This is a genomic window from Schinkia azotoformans LMG 9581 (assembly GCF_000307855.1).
In the GTDB taxonomy this organism is placed as follows: domain Bacteria; phylum Bacillota; class Bacilli; order Bacillales; family Bacillaceae_J; genus Schinkia; species Schinkia azotoformans.
On the sequence record NZ_AJLR01000146.1, the window covers coordinates 36,311 to 48,435 of the forward strand.

At 37.2% G+C, this 12,125-nt stretch carries 14 protein-coding genes and 1 pseudogene; 7 read left to right on the forward strand and 8 right to left on the reverse strand.

The window, feature by feature from the left end:
- Positions 1-72: 72 nt before the first annotated feature.
- Both cdr and BAZO_RS16390 read right to left on the reverse strand, forming a co-directional pair.
- The gene (gene cdr, locus BAZO_RS16385; protein WP_004431677.1) at positions 73-1,803 is read right to left on the reverse strand and encodes a CoA-disulfide reductase; all 1,731 of its coding nucleotides are present in this window, start codon (positions 1,801-1,803) and stop codon (positions 73-75) included.
- A 153-nt stretch (positions 1,804-1,956) separates the two neighbouring features.
- On the reverse strand, positions 1,957-2,319 hold the full coding sequence (locus tag BAZO_RS16390) for a YueI family protein (protein ID WP_004431680.1): 363 nt from the start codon (positions 2,317-2,319) through the stop codon (positions 1,957-1,959).
- 136 nt (positions 2,320-2,455) lie between these two features.
- On the opposite strand from BAZO_RS16390, the gene BAZO_RS16395 reads away from it, so the two are divergent.
- Positions 2,456-3,376 (forward strand): EamA family transporter, encoded by a 921-nt coding sequence (locus BAZO_RS16395; protein ID WP_004431683.1) that lies wholly within the window; start codon positions 2,456-2,458, stop codon positions 3,374-3,376.
- 18 nt (positions 3,377-3,394) lie between these two features.
- Here the strand turns inward: BAZO_RS16395 and BAZO_RS16400 are convergent.
- Positions 3,395-4,265: pseudogene (locus BAZO_RS16400) on the reverse strand (LysR family transcriptional regulator).
- A 44-nt stretch (positions 4,266-4,309) separates the two neighbouring features.
- Between BAZO_RS16400 and BAZO_RS22090 the strand changes: the two are divergent.
- Positions 4,310-4,717 (forward strand): EamA family transporter, encoded by a 408-nt coding sequence (locus tag BAZO_RS22090; RefSeq protein ID WP_235786747.1) that lies wholly within the window; start codon positions 4,310-4,312, stop codon positions 4,715-4,717.
- 189 nt (positions 4,718-4,906) lie between these two features.
- On the forward strand, positions 4,907-6,391 hold the full coding sequence (locus BAZO_RS16415; protein WP_004431692.1) for an aldehyde dehydrogenase: 1,485 nt from the start codon (positions 4,907-4,909) through the stop codon (positions 6,389-6,391).
- A 57-nt stretch (positions 6,392-6,448) separates the two neighbouring features.
- Here BAZO_RS16415 and BAZO_RS16420 read toward each other — a convergent pair whose 3' ends face one another.
- Positions 6,449-6,940, reverse strand: a complete 492-nt coding sequence (locus tag BAZO_RS16420) for a YajQ family cyclic di-GMP-binding protein (protein ID WP_004431695.1) — start codon at positions 6,938-6,940, stop codon at positions 6,449-6,451.
- A gap of 112 nt (positions 6,941-7,052) precedes the next feature.
- Here BAZO_RS16420 and BAZO_RS16425 point away from each other — a divergent pair, with 112 nt between their 5' ends.
- Positions 7,053-7,928 (forward strand): CvfB family protein, encoded by an 876-nt coding sequence (locus tag BAZO_RS16425; protein WP_004431698.1) that lies wholly within the window; start codon positions 7,053-7,055, stop codon positions 7,926-7,928.
- Positions 7,929-7,971: 43 nt separating this feature from the next.
- Here BAZO_RS16425 and BAZO_RS22095 read toward each other — a convergent pair whose 3' ends face one another.
- Positions 7,972-8,115, reverse strand: a complete 144-nt coding sequence (locus BAZO_RS22095) for a DUF3941 domain-containing protein (protein ID WP_004431701.1) — start codon at positions 8,113-8,115, stop codon at positions 7,972-7,974.
- 64 nt (positions 8,116-8,179) lie between these two features.
- Positions 8,180-9,037 (reverse strand): DegV family protein, encoded by an 858-nt coding sequence (locus BAZO_RS16430; protein WP_004431705.1) that lies wholly within the window; start codon positions 9,035-9,037, stop codon positions 8,180-8,182.
- 151 nt (positions 9,038-9,188) lie between these two features.
- On the opposite strand from BAZO_RS16430, the gene BAZO_RS16435 reads away from it, so the two are divergent.
- The 3 genes from BAZO_RS16435 (at position 9,189) to BAZO_RS16445 (ending at position 11,713) form a co-directional block, all read left to right on the forward strand.
- Positions 9,189-10,031 (forward strand): YitT family protein, encoded by an 843-nt coding sequence (locus BAZO_RS16435; RefSeq protein ID WP_004431709.1) that lies wholly within the window; start codon positions 9,189-9,191, stop codon positions 10,029-10,031.
- Positions 10,032-10,113: 82 nt separating this feature from the next.
- A complete protein-coding gene (locus BAZO_RS16440; protein WP_004431712.1) occupies positions 10,114-10,626 on the forward strand; it encodes a Gmad2 immunoglobulin-like domain-containing protein in 513 nt (170 codons plus the stop codon).
- A gap of 127 nt (positions 10,627-10,753) precedes the next feature.
- On the forward strand, positions 10,754-11,713 hold the full coding sequence (locus BAZO_RS16445; RefSeq protein WP_004431715.1) for a methyl-accepting chemotaxis protein: 960 nt from the start codon (positions 10,754-10,756) through the stop codon (positions 11,711-11,713).
- A 55-nt stretch (positions 11,714-11,768) separates the two neighbouring features.
- On the opposite strand, the gene BAZO_RS16450 is transcribed toward BAZO_RS16445, so the two are convergent.
- Positions 11,769-11,963, reverse strand: a complete 195-nt coding sequence (locus tag BAZO_RS16450; protein ID WP_004431718.1) for a DUF3813 domain-containing protein — start codon at positions 11,961-11,963, stop codon at positions 11,769-11,771.
- 2 nt (positions 11,964-11,965) lie between these two features.
- On the reverse strand, positions 11,966-12,124 hold the full coding sequence (locus tag BAZO_RS22705) for a hypothetical protein (RefSeq protein WP_004431721.1): 159 nt from the start codon (positions 12,122-12,124) through the stop codon (positions 11,966-11,968).
- Between the last annotated feature and the right edge of the window lies 1 nt (position 12,125).

Sequence of the window (12,125 nt, forward strand, 5' to 3'; positions counted from 1 at the left end):
AAAGGTAAAAATACCAAAAAGGTGGAACAGGAGTTTTTTTCCTGGCCACCCTTTGTCAATGACTATAATTGCCTATTTAATTGGATTACCAACGCAATCGAATCGTGCTACACCAGAGTCATCTGTAACGATGTTACAATTTGAATCTTTTCCAGTTCCATAAACTGTGGAATAAGTTTTCCAACCACCATCCAAGTTTACTGCTTTAAATCCATTAAGTGTCAATATTCTTGCGGCGAGATAACCACGAAGACCAACTTGGCAATTCACATAAATTGGTTTATCTTTTGGAAGTTCATCAAGGTGATCACGAAGTTCATCTAGTGGTATATTTACAGCTCCTTTGATGAATCCAAGCTTCAATTCACTTGGATTACGTACATCTACAAGATAGCCGCCATTCGCTACAATATCGTCGATTTCATGCCATTGTACCGTTTCAACGGCATCTTCGATAATATTTGAAGCTACATAACCAGCCATATTCACCGGGTCTTTTGCAGATGAATAGGGTGGGGCATAGGCCAACTCTAAATCGGGCAAATCAAGCACAGATAAGCCACCTTTGATTGCGGTTGCGATAACATCAATCCGCTTTTCGACACCATCTTTTCCAATGCCTTGAGCGCCGTAAATTTTTCCAGTCTCTTTGTCAAAGATGACCTTTAAGGCGATTGGCGCTGCTCCTGGATAATAGCCGGCATGTGAACCGGGATGGATATGAATGACTTGATAATTGTTAATACATAAGCGTTTCAATGTTTTCTCATTATTACCGGTACTTGCAGCAGTATAATCAAATACTTTTGCGACTGAAGTACCCATTGTTCCACTATATTTCTCTTTTTTTCCGTAAATATTATTGGCAACAATCCGACCTTGGCGGTTTGCTGGCCATGCGAGTGGAATAGAAGTGGTGGTACCATTAATATAATCTGTAACTTCAATTGCATCACCAAGAGCATAAATATCCGGATCGCTTGTTTCGAGATATTCATTTACTTTAATATGGCCGCGTTCTCCAAGATCAAGACCAGCATCTTTTGCTAGTTCATTTTCCGGTCTTACTCCGATTGCTAATAAAATCATCTCTGTTTCAATTTCTTTTCCACTATTTAAAATTACTTTTGTACCATTATTCTGAAAAGCTTGGACACCATCTTCGAGAATGAGGTTGACACCTTTTTGGGCCATATGAGTGTGTAAAATGGATGCCATTTCGAAATCGAAAGGAGCCATTACTTGGTTTGACATTTCAACTAATGTGACTTCAATTCCGCGCTCATGAAGATTTTCAGCCATTTCAACACCAATAAAACCACCGCCGATAACGACCGCTTTCTTTGGTTTCTTATCATCCACATAGGCCTTGATTGCATCTGTATCTGGAATATTTCGAAGTGTAAATAAATTATTTGCCTCTTTAATTCCAGGGATCGGAGGGACAATAGGTCTCGCACCCGGTGATAATATTAACTGATCATAGCTTTCATCATAGGTTTCCCCAGTTTTTAAATTGTGAACAGTAACCGTTTTAGCGTCACGATTGATCTTTGTTACTTCACTTAAATTGCGAATATCCATGTTGAATCTGCTTGACATGCCGTCGACAGTTTGAACTAACAGTTTTTTCCTGTCTTTTATAACTTCTCCAATATAATATGGAAGTCCACAATTTGCAAATGAAATATATTCGCCTTTTTCAAACATAATAATATGTGATTTTTCATCTAATCGTCTTAATCTAGCTGCAGCAGTTGCACCTCCGGCAACCCCACCCACGATAATAATTTTATTCCCCATGTTTATTCCTCCCAATGGAATATTAATTATTCTTTATACCTACAAGGGTATAAAGATAAGATAAACTTATCCAGAGTAACAGTCAACTCTTTTATTTATCTATTTGAATTTTATCATCCAAAGATTGGAAGTTGAATACATGTCAAGAAAATGTCATTGAATATATATATTTTCTATATCGACAGCATAATCATAAGCTAAAACTAATCCAATATCGGTCGGATGCTCCTGGTCATTTGAAATAGTAAAAGGAATATGATTATCGTTCGCAAGTTTAATGTATTTTCTTAAATATGAGTAGTCAATATCCCCATTTAAAATCATCTTGACCTTTGGATTCTGTTTAAGTAAATCTTGAATTTGACTATTAGTTCCGGATGCTCTGACTTGAGATTTTGTTAACACTGCTAAAATTCTTTCCCTTAATGTTCCTAGGAACTTTTTTCTTTCTTCGGGATTAATTTCTTTCGGACCATGGATACCTTCCTGCAAAATATTTTCAATGTCTTTTGCCAACTTAATCCATCCTTTCAGTTTTATTTCTCCATATAAGTTTTAGAATTGGTAAAAAGATAGTATTCATGTATATATATTTTAAAGAGCTTGAAATGTGATATGATTTTGATAATGGTTGGGGGGAGGGAACGGAATTTTGAAGGACAGATTATCAACATTTTTAGTTTTATTGGCTGCTGTTTTATGGGGGACGACAGGTACAGCGCAAACATTTGCCCCGCCTGATACTCATCCGATTTCATTTGGAGCGATGAGATTAGCCTTTGGTGGTACTACGTTATTACTTTTTATAGCATTGCAAGGAAAATTGAAGCTTAAAAATTGGCCATTGAAAGAGGTTATCCTAGCTGCTTTATGTATGGCATGTTATCAACCATTTTTTTTCTCAGCTGTAAAAATAACAGGGGTCGCTATCGGAACAGTAGTAGCAATCGGCAGTTCTCCTATTTTAGCCGGCATCATGGAATGGATATTTAAAAAGACAATGCCGACAAAATCGTGGTGGCTTGCAACCGTTGTTGCCATCAGTGGATGCCTGCTTCTATTTACAACTAACGGAGCGGTAAAAGTGCAACCCTTCGGAATACTGTTGTCACTTGGAGCTGGATTATCATTTGCTACATATACATTAGTTAGTAAAGAATTGCTCAAAACACAGGCGCCGGATACCGTAGTTGCTGTCGTATTTACATTAGCAGCCATAATGTTGGCTCCATTATTATTCTTATTTGACCTATCATGGTTATTCCAAATCAATGGAATTGGAACAAGCCTTTATCTAGGTGTATTCGCAACAGGAATTGCTTATTTACTGTTTAGTAAAGGATTAGTGAAAATCCCCGCCTACACGGCTGTTACTCTATCGTTGTTTGAACCGCTAACAGCAGCACTCTTAGGCGCATTTTTAGTCGGCGAAAATTTAACATTGACATCATGGCTTGGTGTTGCCTTAATCTTCATGGCCATTGTGGTAGTATCAATGGCACCAAAAAACAAAAGTGTTCGTAAACCTGAACAAGACCAAGAAGTTGAGTATATTAAACAGGCAACGAAATGAGAGTAAAAAAGTGGGCTATCATAAGGATGGACCCACTTGATTATTCTTTTCGATTGTTTCAATAAATTTTTCCATTGTTGATGTTAAGTAAGTATCGGCTCTTCTTATAAAAACAGTCTTTATCTTGCTGTATTTTTCAGGGAGTGTATGACAATGGATGAGTCCATTTTGTTCCATATGGGTGACTGCTGACTTTGGAACAAATGTAACGCCTAATCCAGCGGCAACACTTTGCAAGATCGTTTCTAATGTGCCGAATTCCAACACTTTCTGCGGTGTGATGTTCTGGTCCCTATCCCAAGCCTCAAGACGTGCGCGGTATCCACAGCCTTCGCTAAAGCATAAGAATGGCTCCTGTTTCAACTCTTCCAAAGAGGAGGAGTGCTTATCTGAAATGAGTACAAGCTCCTCTCGAAACACTTCATGCGATACAAGATCGGGATGAAAGTCTGATTCTGTAACGAACGCTCCGTCTAATTTATGATGCAATACCTCTTTTTCTAATGTTTCCGTCACGCCAGTAAATAAAGATAAATCTACATTTTTATATTTTTTAATAAAGGTAGACAATATTTTCGGTAAATGTATGACGGTTTCAACGGTTCCGATGTCTAATTTTCCAGATGGTTCTTCTTTACTTTGAACGGCTTTTTTCATTTCAGCGGTTAACAATAATATTTTTTTTACTATAGGCCAGTAATTTTTTCCCCTCTGGTGTTAAACTCATCCCACGACGATGGCGGTTAAACAATGGGGTATTCAGTTCCTGTTCGAGTTTCTGAATCCTCATTGTTATATTGGATTGCACGTACTTTAATTCTTTTGCTACTTCAGAAATCGTTCCTTTTTCCGCCACCATCTGAAAAATCTCTAAATCTTTAAATTCCATGATGATCCACCTTTAAATTTTTATATAATTTCATAATATCAAAATTGCGATATTCAACATTAAGCTGTTTACTTGGAACAATTACGGCTATTGTTATTACAGTTGGGGCATCTTTGTTTGGAGTTTTACCTGTCCCTTCAGCGGAAAATATTCTAGCAGTAAGCCCGCATTTATTATTTATGATTATATTCCCTGGAGCGATTGCGCTCGTTGGATGGAATATTGGTGTGACTATTTTATCACCTTTAAATGCTTTGTTATTCATAAACTTTGTTCCTGTTACAACACTTTTAGTCTCAATTTTTCAAGGGAATTGCATAACAGTGTACGATCTTCTAGGTACATTCCTTATCATCGTTTCACTTTTGTCCAATAATATTTTTGTAAGAATGCTACAAAGAATAGGATCAAAGCAGCCTGTTCAAACACATTTGTGCGAACGCGCGTCATAAAGATTTCTAAAACCCACCACAATATTTGCGGCGGGTTTTCTTACTGAGGCTAAATTAAAAATAAATAGAAAAAAATCACTAAAATGTTTCGTATACAGCAACTATGGAGTTGTATATGAAACAAATGACTATTATCATAAAATTATGAAGAATATAAATAAAAATTAAGGTTATAGGAGGAGTTATAGAATGGCGGTACAAACACAAAAAGTTGTTGAAAAGATTGTAAAACCATTTGATTGTCTACATTATATTGATGGAAAATTTGTAGAATCCGTAGATAAAAAAACTTTTAATAATGTTAACCCTGTAACGGAAGAGGTTTATGGCACTGTTGCGGAAGGTAGTGCAGCAGATATTGATTTAGCGGTACAAGCAGCAAAACGTGCTCTTAAAGAAGGTCCTTGGGGAAAAATGAGCACACAAGAACGTTCAAATATTATCCGTAAAATTGGTGATATCCTTTTAGAACGCCAAGAAGAAATCGCCCAACTAGAATCACTGGATACTGGTAAACATCTTAAATTCTCGCGTCACGTGGATGCACCTCGTGCGCCGAAAAACTTCCATTTCTTTGCTGACTATATGATTTCAGTAGGAACAGAAGCATTCCAAGATGAAACGAATAAGGCGCTTAACTTCGGATATCGCCGTCCGCTCGGAGTCGTTGGATTAATTCAGCCGTGGAATCTTCCATTATTCTTGTTAACTTGGAAACTAGCACCAGCTTTAGCAGCAGGAAATACAGTCGTAATTAAGCCATCTGAATTAACACCAATGACAGCAACGTTACTAATGGAGATTCTTCAAGAAGCTGGTGTTCCGAATGGCGTTGTTAACTTAGTTCATGGCTTCGGTCCTGGTGCAGGAAGCGCCATTAACAAACATCCTGATATCGCTGGTATCGGCTTTATCGGTCAAGTATCTACAGGTGCTAGAATCATGGCGGAAGCTGCACCTACATTGAAAAAGCTTTCTTTCGAATTAGGCGGTAAAAACCCTAACATTATTTTTGCCGATGTAGATATTGATGAAGTCGTTGATGGCACTATTAGATCAAGCTTCACAAACCAAGGGGAAGTTTGTGTAAGTGGTTCAAGAATCTATGTGGAACGTCCAATCTTTGATGAATTCGTTGAAAAGTTTGCAGCAAAAACAAGAGCATTAAAAGTCGGTGATCCATTTGATATGGACAATGATCAAGGTGCGTTAGTAGCAAAGGTCCACTATGACAAAGTAATGAGCTATCTAAAGATTGCTGAAGAAGAAGGCGGTACTTTTGTAACAGGCGGTGGACGTCCGCAAGGGTTGGATAAGGGATATTTTATCCAACCAACGATTATCACTGGTTTAGACGACAACTCCCGTCTTGTTCGAGAAGAAATCTTTGGGCCTGTTGTATGTGTTCTTCCATTTGATACAGAAGAAGAAGTAATCGCAAAAGCAAACGATACTCGTATGGGCTTAAGTAACACGATCTGGACTAATGATATTCGTCGCGCACACCGTGTTGCACAGTCAATTGAGTCTGGATTATCTTACATCAATTGCTGGTTCCTACGTGACCTAAGAACTCCGTTCGGTGGCACGAAAGATAGCGGCCTAGGCCGTGTCGGAGGGGTTCACAGCTGGGAGTTCTATACAGAAATAACTAATATTTGCGTGAAGCTATAACTTTATCTAGCAGAAGTAAAAAGCTAACCGAAAAAAAATTCCGGTTAGCTTTTTTATTTATCGGTAATTAATAAACTGCACATCAATCGGTAAATCTGCACCTCTTATGGCAGCAATAACTTGTTGGAGATCATCTCTGCTTTTTCCGGATACGCGGATTTGATCATCTTGGATTTGTGACTTTACTTTAATTTTTAAGTCTTTAATGATCGAATTAATTTTCTTAGCGTTGTCCTTGTCAATTCCTTGTACAAGCTTAGCCCGTTGGCGAACAGTACCGCCGGATGCTGGCTCGACTTTTCCGTAGTCGAGGTTTTTCGTTGGAACATTTCTTTTAATTAATTTACTGACAAGAACGTCTTTTAATTGTTCCAGCTTGTATTCATCATCAGAGATGAGGACGAGTTCCTCTTTTTCAAGAGAAATATCACTTTTACTTCCTTTAAAATCATAACGTGTTCCAATTTCCTTAAGTGCCATTGTAACTGCATTTGATACTTCTTGGGCGTCTACCTTTGATACTATATCAAAAGAACTTTCAGATGCCATTTTCATCCCTCCAGAATTTTGCCGATTTGCTTTTATTTTCTATTAAATGTTGGTAAAATGCAACATAATGGATAATGTAGTGAATTTATTTTAAGGAAAGAAAGCAGGGAAAATGATGGGCAACATGATGCCGGGAACAATTACGACTTTAAAGGTATCTCATGAATCACCGTTTGGTTATTTTCTAGAAAGTGGTGAACAAGAGGAGGATATTTTGCTTCACCATAATGAGATGACTCGTGATGAATTACGTGAAGATGAGGAAGTAGAAGTATTTTTATTTCAAGACCGTCAAGGCAGGCTAACGGCAACAATGACGATACCTTCCATTACAATACATACGTTTGGTTGGGCCAAGGTTGAAGAAGTTAAACGTGGAATGGGTGTATTTGTTAATATTGGCATTGATAAAGCAATGCTGTTATCCAAAGATGATTTACCACCGCTTGAAGAAGTTTGGCCACAGATTGATGATGAAATTTATTGTACATTGGAAATTGGTCACAATGGGCGTTTGTTTGTCAGACTTGCCAAGGAAGCAGATTTTTGGGATATTGCAAAAAGTGCAGACAAATCATTATTTAATAAAAATGTAACTGGCCGAATTTATCGGACTTTATATGCAGGGTCATTTATTTTTACAGAGGATGGTTATCTTGGCTTTATTCATGAAAGCGAACGGAATGAAGAGCCGCGGATTGGCGAGAAGGTAACTGGGCGTGTTATTGATATTAAAGAGGATGGCACCATTAATGTATCGCTGTTGCCAAGAAAGCATGAGGCAATGGGCGATGACGCCGAAAAAATATATGCCTATATGGAAACTAGGAACGGGGCGATGCCTTACTGGGATAAAAGCCAGCCAGAAGATATTGAAGCAAGGTTTGGTATGAGTAAAGGAGCCTTCAAGCGTGCACTTGGAAAGCTGATGAAGGAAGGAAAGGTATACCAAGAAAACGGCTGGACGTATTTTAAAAAAGAACAGTAAAAAATAATCAGTGGGTGTATAAAACCCACTGATTTCATTTTGTCTACAAATGATTCGTTTCCTTTGAAAACTGGTTTTTGCCAGCTTGACGATTTTTCTCAATCATTTCGTTTTTCTTTTGGCGCTGTGCGTTTCTGTCTACTGGTTTTTTATCATTATCTTTTTCAATTGAATTCCACGGCTGCATGAATATTCGCTCCTTCCATTTTCGTTCAAGCCTTATTTTTTGCTAAAATAGGAAGGTTTATGCCTTAGTTAAGCTTATTCAAAAAGAAAATTGCGATTGTTCCTGGGCCGGAATGGGCTCCAATCGAGCAACCAACTGTATGAATAAGAAACTCCTCTGTACCAAATTCTTCTTTAATTAAGTCACGCATTGCTTCGGCTGTTTCAAGGTCATCACCATGACTGATGGCTACAAGTTGATTATTTAATCCGTCACCGCGTTCTTTCATAATCTCAACGATGCGTTTGAGGACCTTTTTTCGACCTTTTATTTTTTCCAAAGGAGCCAGTTTTCCATTCTCAACATTTAAAATTGGCTTTATATTAAGTAAGCCTCCAACAAAGGCAGAGGTTTTACTCACCCGTCCACCGCGATATAAATATTCCAATGAATCTACTGTAAATAAATGCTCCATATGGGTACAGTAAAATTCAATTTCAGACAGGATTTCATCTTTTGATTTTCCTTCCTGTGCTAATTCGGCCGCTTTTTTTACGATTAAACCATAGCCGAGTGAGGCGGCTTTTGTGTCAATAATCGTTAAATCAAAATTTGGATATTTTTCTAATACATCATCTTTTACAAGCGTAGAGGTTTGATATGTACCGGAAAGCTCAGAAGAAAATGCGATATAGATACAGGTTTCATTCTTTTCGGCATATTTTAGGAACGCTTCCTCAAACCTTGCAGGTGGAACCTGTGCCGTTTTTGGCGCCTTTCCATTGCGCATCTCGTCATATAATTCTTTTGGTTGAATGGTTTCTAAATCATAGAATTGTTGATCATCTATCTGAACTACTAGTGGCAGTAAATCTATATTTAGTGATTCGAATAGCTCTAAGGGTAAATCACAAGCACTGTCAGCGAGAATTTTTACACTCATTGGAATCTTTCCTCTCAGAAATATTTTCCTTTCTCTTCTTATTGTACGTTTTACACGCCATAATTTCAATTTTTGTAATGAATCGTAAGACATATGGAAACATTGGTAATACGTGAAAGTATTTAAAAAATTTAGGGACGGAGGTAACACTGTGCTTTGGCTGGAAATGAAAAAATTACTTGTTGTATTAGCAGGTGCAATGTTAACGGCAGCTGGTTTAAATTTATTTTTAATTCCCGCAAATGTATATTCTAGTGGCTTTGCCGGTATTGCCCAGCTCTTATCTAGTATATTGACACAGTATACACCTATAACTATTTCTACGGGAATTCTCTTATTCCTCTTAAACGTTCCAGTAACGATTTTAGGGTGGATGAAAGTTGGGAAATCCTTTACCCTCTACAGTTTTATTAGTGTAGCGGCAACGACTTTTTTCCTAGAAATCATTCCCGTTTATCCTTTATCTGAGGATATCCTTTTAAATGCGGTGTTTGGTGGAGTAATCTTAGCTGTTGGTGTTGGTTTTACGTTAAGATGGGGTGCTTCTACGGGTGGGGTTGATATTATTGCCATGTACCTATCAAGAATGAAGGATAAGCCTGTAGGCACCTATATTTTTGCTTTGAATGCCGTTATAATTATAATGGCCGGGTTATTATATGGTTGGGAAAAAGCGTTATATACATTAGTTACGCTTTATGTAACGACACGTATCATTGATACGATACATACAAGGCATGAAAAAGTGACTGCCATGATTATCACAAATAAAGGGGAAGAACTTACAAAAGCGATTCATGAAAGGTTGGTAAGAGGAATAACATCAATTCCTGCTAGAGGATCCTATTCAAAGGAACAGAAAGAAATGTTGGTTATTGTGATTACGAGGTATGAGTTATTTGATTTAGAAAGAATAATTAGAACTGTAGATCCTAAAGCATTTACTAATATTGTTGAAACAGCAGGAATTTTTGGGTTCTTTCGTAAAGATTAAAACCTGTATATTTGTGGTAACATGAAACTCTTACGGCATTTGAACGACTAATGTATAAAGACTCTAGAGAGGAGAGAGAAGGGTGAATGTAAAAAAATTAGGATTTTGTATTGTATTTGGTGTGCTAATGATCATGACTGCTTGTGGGACCGGGGACCAGAAAACTGAAAATGGTAATGGGACTGAGAAAATTGAAACACCAGCTAATCAACCAGAAACGCCGGAAACAGATACTCCAATCGAAGATTCACAAAATCCACCGAAAGTGAATGATGAACAAAGTGAGTCGACTGCTTTTCGAAATATCTCAGTGTCAGGGGAAAATGGCGAATATGTTGTTAACGGTGAAGCAAGGGTATTTGAAGCGGTATTCTTTTATTCTGTCGAAGAAGGCCATGAGTATTTAATTGAGGAAACAAAAGTAACTGCTGATGAAGGTGCACCTGCTTGGTCTCCTTTTGAATTGAAAATTTCAATTCCAGAAGATCAACTTCCAATAAACGGAACTTTGACATTAGAATTATATGAAAAGAGCGCGAAAGATGGTTCTGTAATCAATGAAACTTTCGTCAAGTTGGAAGAATTCGGCTTCTAAACAATAAAATTCACAAAAAACTCTCATTTATGAGAGTTTTTTTGTTAAATAATTTTTAAAGTTCATGTATAGTAATAAGTAATTATATGATATGAGTTTATCCCTAGGGATAAAGGAGGATTTTGGAATGTTTGGTCAAAAAAGGGAGATAGAACGTTTAAGGGCGGAAAATGCCGAACTGAAAGAAAGATTAAACGATATAGAGAACAATCAATATTCAACAAATGATATTCAGGTTTTATTAGATAGCTTATATCAAGAATTAATAGGTACTGTTGATCAGCATGAAATCGTAAATAACCAACATTATGTATTGGCTGATTTTGTTTCTAAAATAAAAGAACGATTTGATAAAGTTAATTCAATTAGCGCACAATCTAATCAAATTTCTTCAACGATGACAGAAAAAGGACAAGTTCTAATTGAATCAACGACGGAAATGGTAAACAAATCAATCGAAGGTCGCGATTCCGTTAGTAAGGTAGAATCGCTAATTAAACAACTTGGAGAACAGTCGATCGAAACTTCATCAAGCATGACGCAATTAGGGGTCCGCTCAAAAGAAATTGAGGATATCGTGAAAGTAATTACTGATATTGCAGAGCAAACTAATCTGTTGGCTCTAAATGCTTCTATTGAAGCCGCACGTGCTGGTGAGCACGGAAAAGGTTTTGCTGTGGTTGCCAGTGAAGTTCGAAAACTTGCTGAAAACACAGCAAACAGTACAAAAAATATTAGTGAACTAACAAAGAAAATCCAACAAGAGATCGATGCAGCCTTAAAAGCAAATGAAAAAAGTATTATCTTTGTAAGAGAAGGAATCGATTTAAGTACGATAACAACAGAAAAAATCGACGATATCCAAAAAGTAATCGGCTCCGTCCAAGGTGAGGTCAATGACGTCATTCAAACGATTAAAGAACAAAAAGAATATAGTGGCGACGTTATGAAAGAAATTAGTGTTACTACAGATCTTTTTTCAGAAGTAAATGATGCCATTATGAAGCATATAGATGACGCTGAACTTGTCGATCAAAAATTGGCAACTGGAATTAATCAAATAAAACATGCAAAAACAAAGTTCTAAATGTTATTAAACAAAAAAGTACAAGCTCCATCTAGGCGCTTGTACTTTTTTCTAATTAGGAGCCGTTGGAGCTATTTTGCACTCCATCCAATCTTTGTTGGAGTTCTTGAAGCTGCATTTGTTCTGCAGCAGTTGAGTTTGCAAAAGCAGATGAAATTTGATTTTTGGCTTTTTCAATATCATCTAAATTAGAGGTTGTCTCCGCCCAATAAACGGCTTCTTTAGCCATCTGAAAAAGTTTATTTCCCATCCTTAAATGCCCCCAAGTGAAGAATTAACCTGTTCTTCATGTTTTCGCTGTTTTTCTTCAGCTTCCGCTAAGGTAGAATAATAAGGGATTTTTTCATGGTATCGTTGCATCGCATCAGCACTTTGTTGGTAAAAACGTTTTGTTTTACTTTTTTTACTCATA